Raw genomic sequence first — 16,644 nt, forward strand, 5'->3', positions numbered from 1 at the left:
AGAGACTGCCGGTCGCAGCGCGTCCGCCCGCCCTGTCAGCATGCGATCCGTCACCACAACCGGATGACAATACCTAATTCGACTCGCTCAGTCGAGCCGTCAAAATTCCCCGCAAACCCCCGCCGCAGCGTGCTCTGCGGGTATCCCACTCTTGACGTGGCCTTGAGTTCATATTAAAAGCCATATATACCCACGCCCGTTCGATCAGCCAGATCATATATTTCGGAGAAGTCATGAGTCAGCAACGCGAGGCGATCGATACGTATCTATTACGCGTCTTGCACACCCTTTTGATGGAGCGCAGCGTGACGCGCGCGGCCGTCAAACTGAATCAATCGCAACCCGCCATCAGCGCGGCGCTGCGCCGTTTGCGCGACATCACCGGCGACCCGCTGCTGGTGCGCGGCAAATCCGGCATGGTGCCGACCGAGTACGGCCTGCGCCTGCTCGAACCGGTGCAAAACGCGCTGCGCGAAATTGAACGCATCAAGTTCCAGCAGCACAACTTCGATCCGGCGACCTCGATCCGCTGCTATCGGATCGGCTGCCCGGACTACCTGAACGTGCTGTTTGTGCCGACGGTAGTGGAACGCTTCCGTCAGGCCGCGCCGAACGCGACGCTTGAATTTCACTCGCTCGGGCCGGCATTCGACTACGAACTCGCGCTCGAAGACGGCAAGCTCGACATCGTGGTCGGCAACTGGCCGGAACCGCCGGAGCAATTGCACCTGTCGAACCTGTTCGTCGATCAGATCGTCTGCCTGATGAGCAATGCGCATCCGTTCGCCAAACGCGGCGGGTTGACGCTCGACCAGTATCTGAATGCGCCGCATCTTGCGCCTACTCCTTACTCGGTGGGCCAACGGGGCGCGATTGACGTGCATCTCGCGCGCGAACGGTTAAAGCGTCACGTGGTCGTCACGTTGCCGTACTTCAATCTGGCGCCTTACGTGCTGATAAAGTCCGATCTGATCTTCACGACAACGCGCCTGTTTGCTGACTACTACGCCAAGTTCCTGCCGCTGACCGTGGTGCCCGCCCCGCTCGATTTCCCGCCGATGCAGTACTACCAGCTATGGCACGAGCGCGTGCATTACTCTGACGAAGTGCGCTGGCTGCGCAGTCTGGTTGCCGAGGCGACCAAGACGTTGATCGACAAGCCTTAACCCGTTGCTCTGCGGTCTATCGGCATCCAGTCTTTGTGGATGCCGACAGACCTGCCTCTTCTATTCCACGCTTACTCCATCATTGCGCTTACGCTGCCGCTTCGTAAAGCGTCTTCGCCAGCCGGTTGTGCTGCTCGATGACCGGTCCGAGTTCCAGCGTCGTCAACTGACCATTCTTCACCACCACTGTGCCGCCGATCACGCTATGGCTCACCTGCGACGGCGCGCAGAACACCAGTGCCGCGACCGGATCATGCAACGCACCCGCAAACAGCGGCTGACGCAGATCGAAGGACACGAAATCCGCTGCCATGCCCGGCGCCAACGCGCCGATGTCGTCGCGATTGAGCACCTTCGCGCCGCCTAGCGTCGCAATCTCGAGCGCTTCACGCGCGGTCATCGCGTCCGGGCCGAAACCGACACGCTGCAGCAGCAGCGCCTGGCGCACTTCGGCGACCATTTGCGCACCGTCGTTCGACGCCGAACCGTCAACGCCCAGGCCCACCGGCACCCCCGCGAGGCGCATCCGCTTGACGGGCGCGATGCCCGACGCGAGCCGCATGTTCGAACACGGGCAATGTGCGACGCCGGTCCCCGTGCGGGCGAACAGTTCGATGCCCGCGTCGTCGAGCTGCACACAGTGCGCATGCCACACGTCGTGACCGACCCAGCCCAGATCCTCCGCATACTCCGCCGGCGTCATGCCGAACTTCTCGCGGCTATACGCGATGTCGTTGACGTTCTCCGCCAGGTGCGTGTGCATCGACACACCGTAATGCCGCGCCATCACCGCAGATTCGCGCATCAGATCGCGGCTCACCGAGAACGGCGAGCACGGCGCCACCACCACGCGCAGCATCGCGTAGCGCCCTTCGTCGTTGTACGTTTCAATCAGCCGCTGCGTGTCTTTCAGAATGTCCGCTTCACGCTCGACCACCGAATCCGGCGGCAGACCGCCGTCCTTCTGCCCCACGCTCATACTGCCGCGCGCTGCGTGAAAACGCATGCCGATCCGCTGCGCCGCGACGATGCTGTCGTCGAGGCGGCTGCCGTTCGGGTAGATATACAAGTGGTCACTCGAGGTCGTGCAACCGGACAGCAGGAGCTCAGCCATCGCCGTCAACGTCGAGACTTCGATCATCTCCGGTGTGAGGTTCGCCCACACCTTATAGAGGTTGGTCAGCCAGCCGAACAACTCGGCGTTCTGCGCGGCCGGAATCGCGCGCGTCAGGCTCTGATACATATGGTGGTGCGTGTTCACCAGTCCCGGGATCACCAGGTGGCCGCGCATGTCCAGCACTTCATCGGCCGTTTGCGGCAATTCCGCCGTCGGCCCGACCGCGACGATACGGTTGTCCTCGATATACATGCCGCCGTCGCGCAGTTCGCGCCGGGCGCCGTCCATCGTGACCAGCACGTCCGCGTGCTTCACCAGCATCGTTTTTTTCGGCTTGTTTGGCTTCATAGCCGCCTGCTCCATCGTCATTCGTTTCTCCGCTTTATTGCTTCCGTGCAAAGCCGTTCGAACGCGATGTGACGGCACGCCAACCGTGCCGCCGCGTCCCGTCGAACGCCGTTGGCCCGGTTACCCAGCGTGCTTCCGCCGTCTTCGGGGTGTGCCGCGCTTCACTCAGGTTTGCTGCGGCGCACAGGTGTAACCTTCGACGGCCAAAATAATACTGGCAACTCGTGCCGGTGCGATACTCAACCTCACGCTATCGATATAGTGGGCCCTTTTTTGGCGCCGGTACGATTAAATGCACGGCAATAGTCGAATGAATCGGCTCAATGCGGCTTTCAATGGGCTGTCTGTCATGCGCCAGGTATTATCTTTCCTATCTCGCGCGCGCTGACGGGAACATCCTTTTTACAATGGTGCCACGGCGCTCGCTTCAATTCGCCGACGGGTATGTAGCCACTGACGTGGAGCCTCGATCCGCCGCAACGTATTCTGGATCGGGCCGCCGCCGAAACCTCGCATTCACATAAGGAAAATTGCGAATGGGAAAGCTCACTACCCATGTGCTCGACACCGCGAACGGCCGTCCTGGCGCGGGCATCAAGGTCGAACTCTTTGCGCTCTCCGGCGACACTCGCCGCGCGCTCAAAACTACCACCACCAATGACGACGGCCGCTGCGACCAGCCGCTGCTCGAAGGCGACGCATTGGTCCCGGGCGAATACGAACTCGTGTTCGGCGCCGGCGACTACTTCGCCTCGATCGGCACGAAGGTACCGGAGCCGCGTTTTGTCGATCGCGTCGTATTGCGCTTCGGCGTGGCCGATGCCGGCGCGCACTATCACGTGCCGCTCCTAGTGTCGCCGTGGTCGTACAGCACCTATCGGGGCAGTTAAGTGGGCAACTGAGCTCACGGCGTGTTTTTCGATAGGCGCTGGAAGAGGACGAGGTTGAAGTCGCGTTGCATTTCCGAGCGCGCCCGATTGCACTGTGCGGATCCTTGGAGACACCCGCGAAGCGCAATCGAACGCGAGCGACTCGACCTGACGTTCCAATAAAAAACGGCGCGTGCGAACTGAGCGCACCGCGTCTTTCACCCCGCAGTCTGTGCAGCGACGCCATGCTTGCCGACGACCCCTCAGCCGGGTCACCCAAGGCGCAATCAGGGCACAAGCATCGCTGCGCGTACAACGAATCAGAAGTGGAGGAGTTTCATGGAAGGCTTTATCACAGACTGGCTGAACCTGGCATTGCGCTGGTTTCACGTCATCGTCGCCATCGCCTGGATCGGCGAATCGTTCTATTTCGTCGCGCTCGACAACAGCCTGAAACCGCCTACGGACCCGAACCAGCGCAAGCGTGGCGTGTTCGGCGAGTTGTGGCACGTGCACGGCGGCGGCTTCTACAACATGCAGAAGTACACCGTCGCGCCGCCGGAAATGCCGGACGACCTGCACTGGTCCAAGTGGCCGTCGTACACCACGTGGCTGTCGGGCGCGAGCCTCTTCACGGTGCTGTATCTGATGTCGCCGTCCACGTACCTGATCGACAAGAACGTACTCGACATGGGCCCGGTGGTCGCGGTTGCTTCGGCACTCGGCTTCCTCGCCGCGGGCTGGATCGTCTATGACTCGCTGTGCCGTGTGCTCGGCAATAAAGACAAGGTGCTCGGCATCTGCGTCGGCGTTTATGTGGTGATCGCGGCGTACCTGGCGTGCCATATCTTTGCGGGCCGCGCGGCTTATCTGATTATGGGCGCGATGCTGGCCACGATCATGTCGGCGAACGTGTTCTTCGTGATCATCCCGGGTCAGCGCAAGATGGTTGCCGCGATGCTCAAGGGCGAAACGCCGAACCCGATCTACGGCAAGCGCGGCAAGCAACGTTCGGTGCACAACACGTATTTCACGCTGCCGGTCGTGTTCGCCATGCTGTCGAACCACTACGCGATGACGTACACGAATCAGTACAACTGGGTCGTGCTCCTGATGATCATGCTGGCCGGCGCGCTGATTCGCCAGTTCTTCGTGATGCGTCACCGTGGCCAGGTGCTGTGGTACCTGCCGCTAGTCGGTATCGTGCTGATGTTTGCCGCCCTCTTCTCGACAATGCCGAAGCCGATCGTGCCGCAAGCGCAAGCCGCCAACGCACCGAAGGTTACAGTGGCCGAAATTGCGCCGGTGCTGCAACAGCGCTGCGCTGCGTGCCACTCCGCGCATCCGACGCTGATGGGCAGCGCACCGGCCGGTGTGTTGCTGGATACTCCGGACGAGATCTCGCAGAACGCACAGCGGATCTATCAGCAGGCAGTGACGTTGAAGGCGATGCCGCTGGGCAACGTCACGCACATGACCGACGACGAGCGGATGAAGATCGCCGCGTGGTTCGAAGGCGGTGCAGTGAAGTAATGAGTTGGCCGGGCGTCGCGCCCGGTTTTGCAAAGCATGAAGCGGGCTTTTCGCGTGAGCGGGAAGCCCGCTTTTTTGTTTGTGCCGGGCATCGGTGAATAGGCTTGCGACGGGACACGATGCCAGGTTGTAGCCCGTAGGCTACATAAATGCACGATTAGCTGTAATCTGTAGCCCGCGAGCTACAAAGCTTCGTCCGACAATTGTCTCCCAAGGGGTGTCAATATCAATCAGCACCGTGAAAACGGACGACCGGAGGCTGCAAAATGATCACTCTCCCGGAGACCCTCGGACATGCTGAGGGCCGTAAGGCGCAAAACCCGCTTATCGCAAGGTGAACTGGCGCGACACGACGGCAGCCGACTTCGCCAGTGAGCCCGTGCCGATGAGAGAAGAAGACTGGCTCTGACCGCTTCCCTGGTAAGCGCAACTGTTCGACGAGGCATACCCCGCAGCGTGATGGCCCACAAATGAAAAAGCCCACAGCATGCACTGTGGGCTTTTTTACAACCAACCTCTGCTCAACCTACTACGCTAAAGTGACGACCTCAAACAGTCACCGCGCTCAACGCATCGTCAGTGAGCCAGAGCGACTCGGCCAGATCCTGCTCGTTCAGGTTGAGTCCATCACCGCCACGATCGACGACGATAAAGTCGCTCACGCCGCCCAATGCGATCAGCGGATGGTGCCAGACACCTTTCGCATAGTTCACGCCTTGCCAGCCGCTCGTGACGAAAGCACGAATCTGCTTCGGATCAAGCTCGCCCGCCGGCGCCACGACCACCAGATACGGCTTGTCGTTCAGCGGCACGAAGGCCTGGCTGCCCAGCGGATGCCGTTCGAGCATCTTCACTTCGAACGGCAACGTGCGCGGCTGGCCGCGAAACAGGTTCACCAGCGTCCGGCCGTTCTCGTCGGTCACGTCCACTTTCGCGAGATCGTGAAAGCGGATCGTGGTCCCGAGGTTGATCGGGATCTGCTTCGCACCTTCGAGTTCGACCACGTCGCCGAATGCGGCGAACGCTTCCTTCGTCAACGGTTCGATGACCAGCGTTTTCATGATGCGAGCGTGCCCCACAGACGCAGACGCGAGACGCCGCCGTCCGGAATGATGTTGAAGCGCACGTGCGTCACCGGACCCAATGCAGCGATTTCGCTTTCGAAATAGTGCTGGTTGTCCATCTTCAGCTTCTGTTCGCCCAGCAAAACCGGCCAGAACATGGCTTGCGTGATCAGCGAGCTGTCCGTGCCACCGGTAACGTATGCAGCCTGGATCGAGCAGCGGTCCGGATAGTTGCCCTTGAAGTGAGCCGTATCGACTTCGATCTTCTTGATCACGCCCGGTTGCGCCAGTGCGACGATCGCCCAGTCGTTGCCCGGTTCACGGCGGCGGCGCGTTTCCCAGCCGTCGCCCATGTTCACGCCACGGCCCGGCATCAGAATCGTCGACGCTGCGCCGAAGTGCTGGTTGTTCGCCGCGACCAGATACGCGCCGTTTTCCATTGCAGCCAGATCGAACTGCTCGGTGCGGCTTGCGCCTGCCCAGTCGACTTGCGGCTGACCATACACACGCAGACGCGCAATACCGCCGTCCGGGTAAATGTTCACGCGCAGATGCGTGTAAGCATTCGCGTCGCTGACGTCGTGATAGTGGTGGCTGTTGCCTTGCAGCGTGGTCGACGGAACGATTTCGGTCCATTGCGTCGACTGGTTCGGCACACCGTCCACGACGCGCGCAGCTTCAACCGAAGCCGCCGGCGGGAAGTTGCCCGTGAAGTGGCTGGTGTCGAGGTCGAGCCCCTTGATCACGCCCGGACGTGCGAGCTTCACGACGCACCAGTCGTAGCCGTTGGCGCGCTTGCGGCGCGTTTCCCAGCCGTCCATCCACTTGCCGTTGTCGTCGTACTTGCCCGGAATGAAGACGGCCGGCTCCGGATTCAGCATGCGTTCCTTCGGTGCGAAGAAATCGTCGCTGGCCTCGAGTGCCTGCGCGCCCAGACGCGGGTCCGCCAGGTTCACATAGCGACGCGTGAATTCCGGTGCGTTGGGGTCGAGAATCGGGAGTGCCATCTTTGTCTTCCTTAATGTTTGTTAGTGCTGAAAAAGCGTTTCCGTTCGAGGTCCGCGACGCGTAATCAAGCTTACGCGTCGATCAGGTCGTCGAGCCGGAAACGTGCGATGCGGTAGATCTGATCGAGGCTGGCGCGCAATTCGTCGGCGCGGCTGTTGTTCACGCGCGTCTCGAAGTTCGCGATGATGCCGTGGCGGTCGTAACCGCGCACCGCGAGAATGAACGGAAAGCCGAACTTCTCGCGATAGGCGCTGTTCAACGCCACCAGCCTGTCGAATTCTTCCTGCGTGCACTGGGCGAGGCCGGCGCCGCTCTGCTCACGCGTCGATTCGGCCGTCAGCTCGCCGCGCACCGCAGCCTTGCCAGCGAGCTCCGGGTGGGCGTTGATCAGCGCCAATTGCTTCTCTTCGCCCGCGGTTTCGACGATATTCGACATCTTGCTATGCAGTTCGTCGATGCTGGCAAACGGCCGTTGCTGCGCCGCGATTTCCGCGACCCACGGCGAGTGCTCGAAAATGCCCGACAGCGCCGCGACGAACGCGTCAGTCGAGATGCTGTTGAGTTGGTCCAGAGTGTATTGCATCGCCTTCATGCCGCTGCCCCGCGGTTGTTTTGTTGGTAAGGGTGATGTTCGCGCCAGTGACGCGCGATATCGACGCGACGCGTCACCCACACGCGATCGTGCTGTTCGATATGGTCGAGAAAACGTTGCAGCGCGCGGAAGCGCCCCGGGCGGCCGAGCAGACGGCAGTGCATGCCGATCGACAGCATCTTCGGTGCTTCGTCGCCTTCTTCGTAGAGCACGTCGAATGCGTCGCGCAGATACGTGAAGAAATGGTCCGCGGTGTTGAAGCCTTGCGGGCTCGCAAAGCGCATATCGTTAGTGTCGAGCGTGTACGGCAGGATCAGTTGTGGGCTCTTTGCACCGCCCGTGACTTCGACATCCATCCAGAACGGCAGATCGTCGCCGTAGTAATCCGAGTCGTACAGAAAGCCGCCGTATTCGGCGACCAGACGATGCGTATTGGGGCTATCGCGGCCGGTGTACCAGCCGAGCGGCCGCTCGCCGGTGATGCGCTCGATCGCTTCCATGCCGAGGCGCATGTGCTCCGCCTCTTTTTCCGGCGTCACGTCCTGGTAGTGAATCCAGCGATAGCCGTGACAGGCGATCTCATGACCGAGCTCGACGAAGGCGCGCCCCAGGTCAGGATGCCGCTCGATCGCCATGCCGACGCCGAACACCGTGAGCGGCAGGCCGCGTTTTTCGAACTCGCGCAAAATGCGCCACACACCTGCCCGCGAGCCGTATTCGTAGATCGACTCCATGCTCATGTGACGCGCCGGATAAGACGCCGCGCCTACGATTTCCGACAGAAACTGCTCCGAGCCCGGATCACCGTGCAGCACGCAGTTTTCACCGCCTTCTTCGTAGTTCAGGACGAATTGCACCGCGACGCGCGCTCGACCCGGCCAGTTCGCCTGCACCGGGTGGCGGCCGTAGCCGATCAGATCGCGTGGATAGTTCGAGTCGAGTGGCATGGTTTGACGAAAGCGTGGTGACGGTACGTAAAATTCGCGTGGAACTCACGTGACATGCACGTGAGGTTTGCGTGGCGGTTGCGTGCATTTGCCTGCATTGGTCTGATGCTCACGCCGGCGCGGGCGAAAACAGCCCTAACAAAGCGGCACCAGAAGCAGCGGCAAAATAGCGTTCAGACACCAGCGCCGAGTGGGACCAGTGTAGCGAAAACGCCCGGGTGCGCCCATACACCCGGGCAGATAGTGCGTGTCAGACGGGAAGTATGTGCGGAGCCCGCTCCACCGGGCGTTCCGTGGTGTTTACCCGCAGTAAACCGGTCGAATTTACGCTTTCCGCAGCCCTTGCGGCCGAATCGCGCGGTGGCTGCGGATTTGGGTCCGCATCAATCGGACTGAAAGCTTCCAACGCGCCGTCGTAACGTTTGGCCAGCGGCCGCGCATAGTCGCCCCGTTTGGCTGTCGACAATCGCAGCGCGACCAGCGCCTCGGTCCATTTGACCGCCGCCGTCACGCCCTCGATTACCGGCGCGCCCAACGCGTCTTCGATCTCCGCGCACAACTCGGCCATGCCGGCGCAACCGAGCACGATCGCGTCCGATCCGTCCTCTTCCAGCGCGCGCCGGCATTCGTCGAGGATGATGCGGCGCGCCGCCGAGCCGGGCTTATCCAGATCGAGCACGGCGACATCGGTGGCGCGCACGTTGCGGCAAAAACGCTTCATGCCGTAGCGCTCGGCGAGATGCCATGCCATGCCGCAGGTCCGCGCCAGCGTGGTCACTACCGAAAACCCGGGGGCCAGCACGCTTGCCGCATGCATTGCCGCTTCGGCAATGCCGATAACCGGGCCACGCGCCAACTCGCGTGCTGCGTACAAACCAGGATCGCCGAAGCAGGCGATCACGTACCCGTCGCAGCCCTCACGCTCACCGGCGATGATCTCGGCCAGCAAGCCGGGCGTCGCAAGTGCTTCGTCGTAATAGCCTTCGATCGACGGCGGCCCCATGGTGGGATTCACCGCAATCACTTCAGTGCCGGGCGCGGCGACCTCGCGTGCACAGCGGCCCATCGCGTCCGTCATACGTTGCGTCGTATTCGGATTGATCAATTTGATACGCATATCGACTCCTGTTGCAGCACTGGCTCAGCGAGCGAGCACACGGTAGAACACGGCACCCAACCCAGCCCCGATGAACCATGAGAAATTGGCCAGCCCGTCGAGCGTCGGCACCATCACGCAGATCACGGCGATGAGCGCAGCCGGCAGCAATGCAGCCACGGCGCGGTAGTTGACACCGTTGGTGTACCAGTACGAACCGGCTGGGGATACCGAGTAGAGATCATCGAGCACGACCTTTTGACGCTTCACGAGAAAGTAGTCAACGATCAGGACACCATACAAAGGTCCGATGAAACTGCCGAGCACATCGAGCGTGTAGTGAATCACCGCTGGATTGTTGAACAGATTCCACGGCGTGATGAAGATCGACGCCACCGCCGCGAGCATGCCGCCCGCGCGCCAGCTGATCAGACGCGGCGCGACATTCGAGAAATCGAATGCCGGCGACACGAAATTAGCGACGATGTTGATGCCGATCGTTGCAATCGTGAAGGTCAGTGCACCGAGAATCACCGCGGTCGGATAGTCGATACGGCCCACCGTTTCGACCGGGTCCGTAATCAGTTGGCCAAACACCGGCAGCGTGGCGGCGGTCGTGACCACCGTCACCAGCGAGAAGGCAAGAAAGTTGACCGGCAGACCCCAGAAGTTGCCGCGCTGCACACTGCGAAAGCTCTTGCCGTAACGCGAAAAATCGCCGAAATTCAGCATTGGGCCGGAGAAGTACGACACCACCAGCGAGGTCGCCGTGATCATCACGGGGACCACTTGCATACCGTGATATTTAACGCCACCCAGGTTGATGCCGATATTTCGCCATCCTGCGCGATATACCATGTAGCCTGCGAGAATGAACATCACCACGTAGACTGCCGGACCGGCGAAGTCGATGAACTTCTTGATGGTCTCCATGCCGTGCCAGAACACCAGCGCCTGCAGCACCCACAGCAGCATGAAACCCGCCCAGCCAAGGGTCGAGAGACCCATGAAGCCATGGTGATGAACGTCCGCGTACGGCAACAGTTGCGGGACGAACTTCAGCACCACGATCACCAGCGCGCTCGAAGCCAGATAGGTTTGGATTCCATACCATGCCACCGCGATCAAGCCGCGAATGACGGCTGGGATATTCGCGCCGAGCACGCCGAACGTCGCGCGGCAGGCGACCGGATAAGGCACGCCGTTCGCCTGACTCGGCTTCGCAATCAGGTTGCAGAGCGCGTTGACAATGGTAATGCCGACCAGCAGCGCGATCAGCACCTGCCAGCTCGTCAGACCAAGCGCAAACAGACTTCCCGCGAACACATAGCCACCAACGCTGTGCACGTCCGACATCCAGAACGCGAAGATGTTGTACGCGCCCCAGGTTTGATGGCGCAGCGGCGCCAGGTCTTCGTTGTAAAGCCTCTCGCTGTAGCCTGCGGGTATCGACGGTTCGCTTGACGCGACGCCGTCTCCATACGTGGAAATTGCGGGACTGCCGGGCGCTGCACTGAACTGAGCCATGATTCCTCCTTGGGATAGGGACCCTCGATTGCGAATCGAAGGACTTGGCATCGGCCATGTCAGTCGCCCTCTTCTCCTCGATCTGGAAACAGGAGGTTCGAGCCGGCTGATTGACCGCGCCGCGGGTGTCTCCGTACTTGATGTACTTGTCGTTATCGCACCGGCGGCAGCCGCGGACTCCGGGCGATGTGTTACTACTCCAAGGCGGTCATTCGCGACGGCCACGCGTGCGCAAGCCGGCAGCGCTCACGCCGAGCCGCCTTGCAACGCTTGATTCAGTTCAGTTCAATTCAGTGCGGCGCGCACCAGCAACAAGCGCGCACCGGCCGCCCGCCTTAGCCGGCCGCGGACTTGGGTCCAGGTGCTTCCTTCGGTGCGCCATTGAGCGCGCCGAACACTTCATGCAGATCGGCCGCGCCACGTGCGGGGCGCTCCAGCATCTTCAACTCGACGCTTTGCAAATGGCGCGACATGAGTGCCGCCGCCTCTTTTGCATCGCCGGCGTCGAGCGCGGCGAGAATCGCTTCGTGGTCTTCGAACGAGCAAGGGCTGCGTCCGAGCGACTCGTACAGTGCCGAAATCAACGTGGAGCGCGCCACCAGTCCATTCAGGCAATCGCACAGCACGGTGTTGCCGGTGAGCCCGGCCAACTCGGTATGGAACTCGCCCGACAGGCGAATCCACGCCGGAAAATCACGTGTTTCGAACGCTTTGCGTTCGCGGCCGATCATGCTGCCGATGCTCTTCAAACGGCGCATGCCATGACCGCCGCCGCAAATCTTTTCAACCACAGCCAGCTCGATGATCCGGCGCATTTCGAACACTTCATGCACTTCCTGCAGCGACGGACTGGCGACAAACGCACCACGATTCGGCTCGAGATCGACGAGGTGGTCTGTTGCCAGTTGGGCGAGCGCCTGCCGGATCGGGCCGCGCTTCACGCCAAATACTTCGCATAACTGTGCTTCTGTCAGCTTGGCGCCAGGAGCCAGCCGATGCTCGAGGATCGCCGCGCGGATGCGCTCGGCGATCGCTTCGGGTTTCGAACTATTCGCGGCAGCGGAATCTGTGTCGGACATGATGTGCGTCTCGGTATGTTTGTCATCATAGGACGGACATAAAGATTGTCAACAATTTTTGATTGGATTTTCGACAATCTCAATGACAGGAACGGGCTGCGGGCTAGTGAGTACGCCGTACAGGCCTTGTTCTACTTCACTACCAGTTTAATTAAAGTATGGGAGGGTCGTCTATTGGCAGCGCTTTTTGTCAACAAAGTGGAGGACCTTCACGGCAATGGCCTGCTTGCGGTTGCCTCGAATAACGGACCGTTAGTTGCGTTATCGATTTGAAAATAAAGCGGGCAAACGCCCGCTTCCCTACCCCAGCGTAGCCTCAAGCGAGGGTCGGATAACCCGATAACGTCAGCTTGAACCCGTGCGCATCGGAGACGAGGTGCGCGTCCGCGCCGACCGGCAGCGTCAGCATGTTGGGAATATGGCCAAATTGCAGGCCGGTGATGACCGGAATCCCGACCACCGACCGCACCTGCTCGATCACCGCGTGCATGTCGTAACCGTTGTCATACTCGTACGATTTGCCGCCGGAGAAATCGCCGAGCACAAGCGCCTGCTGCTGCGCGAGGATGCCCGACAGGTGCAATTGATAGAGCATCCGCTCGACCCGGAACGGCTGCTCGTTGACATCTTCGACGAACAGGATTCCGCCCTGCACCGGCGGCATGTACGGCGTGCCGATCAGCGATGTCAGCACCGCCAGATTGCCGCCCCACAACATGCCCGAGACGTCGGCCGTCTGCGCTTGCGGTGCATTGCCCGTCACCGTAATGGTCGGCTTGGTCAGCGCGGACCAGAAGTGCTGCATGGTGAATTCGCTCAGATCTTCCGCGCCGAAGTCGCTCATCAACATCGGGCCACCGAAAGTTTTCACGCCGGCGCGTGCCAGCAAAGCAAGCTGTATCGCGGTGAAATCGCTATGGCCCACCAGCGCGACCGGTTGATCGGTCAGCCGCCGTTGCAGTCCTTCGTAGTCGAGGCCGTGGAGGATACGCGCCGCGCCATAGCCACCACGCACGGCCAGCGCGATATCGGGCAACGCCCGCGAGGGGTCGGCCAGCCGGTTCAGATCGGCCGCACGCTCGCCGTCGGTGCCGGCGAAGCGCTGGTAACGGCGCTTTGTCGCCTCCACACCCTCCACGCGATGCCCCTGCGCATGCAGGCGATGCAATGCGCGATGCAGCACCTCGGAATCATGCGGATACCCGGACGGCGCGATCAGTTCAATGGTGCGATGAACGGTCATGGGCGAGACCTGTTGGATGTTTTGGTTTTAGAGCGGCTCGGCCGGCCCTGGTTCGCTGCGAGCATCAGCGCGCGGGTCGGCGTGTGCTTCAACGCGTGCTTCGCTGCGTGTTTCGACATGCGCGCCGGGGGGTGTTTCGGCGCCTGCCAGGCCGTGCGCTTCGCCCCGTGCCGCCGCGCGTGCTTCACGGCTTGCGCGCCGCCGTTCGGCAAAGAACGATTTAAGCGCGGCGCCGCATTCGGTTTCGAGCACGCCGCCCGTGACCGTGGTGTGGTGATTCAACTGCGGATTCGCGAATGCATCGACGACACTGCCACACGCTCCGGTTTTCGGATCGCGCGCGCCGAACACGACGCGGGCGATGCGTGCGTGCATGATCGCCCCGGCGCACATCAGGCAAGGTTCCAACGTCACATAGAGTTCGCAGCCGGGCAGACGGTAGTTTTCGACAGCTTGCGCGGCTGCGCGCAGTGCGATCATTTCCGCATGCGCCGACGGATCGTGAGCACCGATCGGATGGTTGTACCCTTTAGCGATGACTTCGTCGCCCCGGACGAGCACAGCACCAACCGGCACTTCGCCGGCTGCGCGAGCTTCTTCGGCCGCGGCCTGGGCGAGCGCCATGAAGCGGCGATCGCGCTCCGAGACAGGCGGCGCGGGCGATTCGTCGGGCGTGGGGGTGTCGATCAGCGTCGTGGCGGCAACCGTTGGCGTGGGATCACCCGCCGCGGGGGCTGGAGCGTCGGGACAAATGGATCCGGCAGGAGCAGCCGGCAATGTCGCCGTGTCAGCGGATTCGCCGGCCGCGACGGACTCCGGACCCGGCGTGGCGGAGCGGGCAAGCGGCTCGCTCACTGCGTACCCGCGTCGGCCATATTGAGGTTGCCGACGCGTTCCGACAGCCGCTCGGCAATGCGCCGGCAGTATTCGCGCGGCAGGACCAACGGGCCGCCGCGCAGGGACTCAAGTGCCATATCGAGCGCCAGCATGCGCGCCTGGAGACGGCAACGGGTGGCCCGGTCGCTCACGGCATTCAGCTCCGCTTGCAGGTCGCGCAAGGCGCGCAGCTGTTCGACAGCCGGCGGCACGAAACCCGCATTTTTCAGAATCCGGTTGGCGACGCGCACTTCCTCAGGGACCAGTGCATCGTCCTCCAGAGGCAGCGGCGCGCCCGCGCCCGGCAAATCATCGAACTCACCGCGCGCGGCTGCGGCGGCAATACGCTGTTCGACTAACGCATCAAGCAATCTCATCTGCAGTCCACTACGTTGCGGCTTAAGCATTCTATCAGGGAGCGCCAGACGATTCTGACTGCCTGACCGACGGATCCTCCTGGTTTTCAGATTTTGCGTATTTGAGGGGCGCATGACGTGGACTAGGCTGAGGGGTTCGCGGCCGCGCCGTTTTCTGCGGACGAAAGCTAACAAAAAACTTTCAACGAACGACACCGCTCGTTCCCTCACTCGTCGCTTATCGAGCCCAATCAGGTTATGCAATCCGGAAAGATCGACCCACGCTTTGACAACTCAGGTTCTGCCTTTGCCGTAACCAAAAGTCCCAGACTCGCTGCATTCCCTGCGTGTTCTGGGCTGCGCACTTTCAGAACCCGTCTTCGTGCAACGTTCGCAGCTGTGACGATGTTGGTTGCGCTATCCGGGTGCGGCGTATTTTGCGGTGGCGCAGGCGGAAGCGGCGGTGGCTTTGCCGGCAGTTGTTCGACTGGCATGCGGTTCTAGACGCCAGCGTTTCACCATATTGGCAGCACGTCGGCCCGATCCGCGCCCTGAGGCATCACTCCGTGCCAACTAAAGGCCATCGGGCCAGCGCGATATGCCGGGTACGCCCGAGCAAACTGTGCATCAACGCAAACTCGCGTACGTTCCAGCAGACAGACTCGATGGGACGTGGAGGTAACGGAGGCATGCCATAAGCGAGAGTAACGTGCGGGGTGTACGGTGTGCTTGGCACCAGCGCACGATCGCCAAAGCCCGCGTCCTGCAAGGCCAGCGCAAGTGTGTCGTGCAACGCATGAAGTCCGACGAGCCCCTCGTCTCCGCCTAATACCAGCGGCCCTGGCCTCGGCTTCACCGCGAAGCTCACCACCTTGTCGAATTCGACCGTAAAGGGTTTCAGCCTGATCGACTCGGCCGCGCGCATCGCCGCATCAACACGTGCTTGCGGTAAGCCACCGGCGAAATTCCCAAGATGCAGCAACGTGACATGCAAGCGGTTGGCTGCGAGCGGCTTGCTCTTCGAGCGCGTCTCCCCGCACAGTTGCTGCGCGAGCTTCGAGATGCTGGTCGCCGTATTCGTATCGGGAAAGACGGCAAAGAACAGGCCGTCTGTCGGCGTTGGCGGCGCCTCGAGCCCGGGCAACCAGAGTTGTTCAGGCATGTTGCGCCTGCATGGGTGAAGCTGGCATAGGGTTGAATCTCCGTTCGTTGCTGCAGACGTAGCCGCGTATCTGGATAATTTTGACAGGTCTGAGGGCGTAACGTTACCCAAAGTACTGTATATTTATACAGTATCGACTATAACAAAAAAAACCGCCACAACGCTCTCTTCGCATACCGTTAGCGTTTAACCGGAAGCTATGCCCTTGTTTACGCCAGCTCCTTCAAAAGCCTTTCACTTGACAGAAGACAGGCCGCGATGAACCTTGCGCCTTCGTCATCGCCAGGCGACATCGTCGCCAATAGAGCCTATCCACGCCACCTATCAAAACAAGCTTTCCAGGCGATTGGCGGAGAACTCATCGTGTACGGTGAAGAAACGATCGGCCCGATAGAGGTTCTGCCGCAGATGCGGTGCGATAAGGAGCTTGCCACGCAGAGAAAACAGGTTGTCCTGCCGGGCGATGTAGTCGCTGCGCAGACCACGCTTGACGATGTGTTCGACCGCGCGCAGGAACTCCGCGAGAAAGATTTCCAGCAGTGGCATGCGCGCCGCCATGACCTTGGCGCTGTCGGTCTGAACGTGCCGGAAGCCCTGAAGGCAGCAGAGCATCTCGATCAGAAGCTGACGCGCCTCTACCGCACCGCCGCCGATTGCCTTA

Annotated in this window: 16 protein-coding genes; 3 read left to right on the forward strand and 13 right to left on the reverse strand. The window is 61.3% G+C overall.

What is annotated here, in order from left to right:
* The first annotated feature begins 233 nt into the window (after window positions 1–233).
* Complete coding sequence (locus tag PQQ96_RS00145; protein ID WP_012433318.1) at window positions 234–1,166, forward strand: LysR substrate-binding domain-containing protein; 933 nt, start codon at window positions 234–236, stop codon at window positions 1,164–1,166.
* A gap of 88 nt (window positions 1,167–1,254) precedes the next feature.
* Here PQQ96_RS00145 and PQQ96_RS00150 read toward each other — a convergent pair whose 3' ends face one another.
* Entirely contained in the window at window positions 1,255–2,652 is a 1,398-nt protein-coding gene (locus PQQ96_RS00150) for an 8-oxoguanine deaminase (RefSeq protein ID WP_408287177.1), read from the reverse strand.
* A 515-nt stretch (window positions 2,653–3,167) separates the two neighbouring features.
* On the opposite strand from PQQ96_RS00150, the gene uraH reads away from it, so the two are divergent.
* Both uraH and PQQ96_RS00160 read left to right on the forward strand, forming a co-directional pair.
* Window positions 3,168–3,521: a hydroxyisourate hydrolase gene (gene uraH, locus PQQ96_RS00155; protein WP_074283346.1), complete on the forward strand. Its 354-nt coding sequence runs from the start codon at window positions 3,168–3,170 to the stop codon at window positions 3,519–3,521.
* A gap of 318 nt (window positions 3,522–3,839) precedes the next feature.
* Window positions 3,840–5,033: a urate hydroxylase PuuD gene (locus tag PQQ96_RS00160; RefSeq protein ID WP_408287179.1), complete on the forward strand. Its 1,194-nt coding sequence runs from the start codon at window positions 3,840–3,842 to the stop codon at window positions 5,031–5,033.
* Between the two features lie 548 nt (window positions 5,034–5,581).
* Here PQQ96_RS00160 and PQQ96_RS00165 read toward each other — a convergent pair.
* From PQQ96_RS00165 to PQQ96_RS00220, 12 genes are all read right to left on the reverse strand, one after another.
* Window positions 5,582–6,094, reverse strand: coding sequence for an ureidoglycolate lyase (locus tag PQQ96_RS00165; protein WP_408287182.1), 513 nt, complete (start codon window positions 6,092–6,094; stop codon window positions 5,582–5,584).
* A complete protein-coding gene (gene alc, locus PQQ96_RS00170; RefSeq protein WP_408287184.1) occupies window positions 6,091–7,104 on the reverse strand; it encodes an allantoicase in 1,014 nt (337 codons plus the stop codon). Before alc ends, PQQ96_RS00165 begins: the two co-directional genes overlap by 4 nt.
* Before the next feature lie 71 nt (window positions 7,105–7,175).
* The gene (gene uraD, locus PQQ96_RS00175; RefSeq protein WP_408287187.1) at window positions 7,176–7,697 is read right to left on the reverse strand and encodes a 2-oxo-4-hydroxy-4-carboxy-5-ureidoimidazoline decarboxylase; all 522 of its coding nucleotides are present in this window, start codon (window positions 7,695–7,697) and stop codon (window positions 7,176–7,178) included.
* Window positions 7,694–8,644: an allantoinase PuuE gene (gene puuE, locus PQQ96_RS00180; RefSeq protein ID WP_408287190.1), complete on the reverse strand. Its 951-nt coding sequence runs from the start codon at window positions 8,642–8,644 to the stop codon at window positions 7,694–7,696. Before puuE ends, uraD begins: the two co-directional genes overlap by 4 nt.
* Window positions 8,645–8,894: 250 nt before the next feature.
* On the reverse strand, window positions 8,895–9,761 hold the full coding sequence (locus tag PQQ96_RS00185; RefSeq protein WP_408287192.1) for an aspartate/glutamate racemase family protein: 867 nt from the start codon (window positions 9,759–9,761) through the stop codon (window positions 8,895–8,897).
* A gap of 24 nt (window positions 9,762–9,785) precedes the next feature.
* The gene (locus PQQ96_RS00190; protein ID WP_408287195.1) at window positions 9,786–11,267 is read right to left on the reverse strand and encodes an NCS1 family nucleobase:cation symporter-1; all 1,482 of its coding nucleotides are present in this window, start codon (window positions 11,265–11,267) and stop codon (window positions 9,786–9,788) included.
* 335 nt (window positions 11,268–11,602) lie between these two features.
* Window positions 11,603–12,346 (reverse strand): GntR family transcriptional regulator, encoded by a 744-nt coding sequence (locus PQQ96_RS00195; protein WP_408287198.1) that lies wholly within the window; start codon window positions 12,344–12,346, stop codon window positions 11,603–11,605.
* 316 nt (window positions 12,347–12,662) lie between these two features.
* A complete protein-coding gene (ldcA, locus tag PQQ96_RS00200) occupies window positions 12,663–13,589 on the reverse strand; it encodes a muramoyltetrapeptide carboxypeptidase (RefSeq protein ID WP_408287200.1) in 927 nt (308 codons plus the stop codon).
* 27 nt (window positions 13,590–13,616) lie between these two features.
* Window positions 13,617–14,279: a tRNA adenosine(34) deaminase TadA gene (gene tadA, locus PQQ96_RS00205; protein WP_408287611.1), complete on the reverse strand. Its 663-nt coding sequence runs from the start codon at window positions 14,277–14,279 to the stop codon at window positions 13,617–13,619.
* Window positions 14,280–14,440: 161 nt separating this feature from the next.
* The gene (locus tag PQQ96_RS00210; protein WP_408287613.1) at window positions 14,441–14,842 is read right to left on the reverse strand and encodes a DnaJ family domain-containing protein; all 402 of its coding nucleotides are present in this window, start codon (window positions 14,840–14,842) and stop codon (window positions 14,441–14,443) included.
* Window positions 14,843–15,380: 538 nt separating this feature from the next.
* Entirely contained in the window at window positions 15,381–15,983 is a 603-nt protein-coding gene (locus tag PQQ96_RS00215; RefSeq protein ID WP_408287203.1) for a 2'-5' RNA ligase family protein, read from the reverse strand.
* Window positions 15,984–16,307: 324 nt separating this feature from the next.
* Window positions 16,308–16,637 carry a 5-methylcytosine restriction system specificity protein McrC gene (locus PQQ96_RS00220; protein WP_408287615.1) on the reverse strand — a complete coding sequence of 110 codons (330 nt, stop codon included), beginning with the start codon at window positions 16,635–16,637 and terminating at the stop codon, window positions 16,308–16,310.
* Window positions 16,638–16,644: the final 7 nt, after the last annotated feature.

It is taken from the genome of Paraburkholderia sediminicola (genome assembly GCF_046027825.1).
GTDB classification, from domain to species: Bacteria; Pseudomonadota; Gammaproteobacteria; order Burkholderiales; family Burkholderiaceae; genus Paraburkholderia; species Paraburkholderia sediminicola_D.

Excerpts from the sequence above, each read along its gene's own strand:
- PQQ96_RS00215 (WP_408287203.1), bottom strand. The coding sequence starts at position 15,983 with ATGCCTGAACAACTCTGGTTGCCCGGGCTCGAGGCGCCGCCAACGCCG.
- puuE (WP_408287190.1), bottom strand. The coding sequence starts at position 8,644 with ATGCCACTCGACTCGAACTATCCACGCGATCTGATCGGCTACGGCCGC.
- alc (WP_408287184.1), bottom strand. The coding sequence starts at position 7,104 with ATGGCACTCCCGATTCTCGACCCCAACGCACCGGAATTCACGCGTCGC.
- uraH (WP_074283346.1), top strand. The coding sequence starts at position 3,168 with ATGGGAAAGCTCACTACCCATGTGCTCGACACCGCGAACGGCCGTCCT.
- PQQ96_RS00145 (WP_012433318.1), top strand. The coding sequence starts at position 234 with ATGAGTCAGCAACGCGAGGCGATCGATACGTATCTATTACGCGTCTTG.
- PQQ96_RS00190 (WP_408287195.1), bottom strand. The coding sequence starts at position 11,267 with ATGGCTCAGTTCAGTGCAGCGCCCGGCAGTCCCGCAATTTCCACGTAT.
- PQQ96_RS00195 (WP_408287198.1), bottom strand. The coding sequence starts at position 12,346 with ATGTCCGACACAGATTCCGCTGCCGCGAATAGTTCGAAACCCGAAGCG.
- ldcA (WP_408287200.1), bottom strand. The coding sequence starts at position 13,589 with ATGACCGTTCATCGCACCATTGAACTGATCGCGCCGTCCGGGTATCCG.
- uraD (WP_408287187.1), bottom strand. The coding sequence starts at position 7,697 with ATGAAGGCGATGCAATACACTCTGGACCAACTCAACAGCATCTCGACT.
- PQQ96_RS00210 (WP_408287613.1), bottom strand. The coding sequence starts at position 14,842 with ATGAGATTGCTTGATGCGTTAGTCGAACAGCGTATTGCCGCCGCAGCC.
- PQQ96_RS00165 (WP_408287182.1), bottom strand. The coding sequence starts at position 6,094 with ATGAAAACGCTGGTCATCGAACCGTTGACGAAGGAAGCGTTCGCCGCA.
- PQQ96_RS00185 (WP_408287192.1), bottom strand. The coding sequence starts at position 9,761 with ATGCGTATCAAATTGATCAATCCGAATACGACGCAACGTATGACGGAC.
- PQQ96_RS00150 (WP_408287177.1), bottom strand. The coding sequence starts at position 2,652 with ATGACGATGGAGCAGGCGGCTATGAAGCCAAACAAGCCGAAAAAAACG.
- PQQ96_RS00160 (WP_408287179.1), top strand. The coding sequence starts at position 3,840 with ATGGAAGGCTTTATCACAGACTGGCTGAACCTGGCATTGCGCTGGTTT.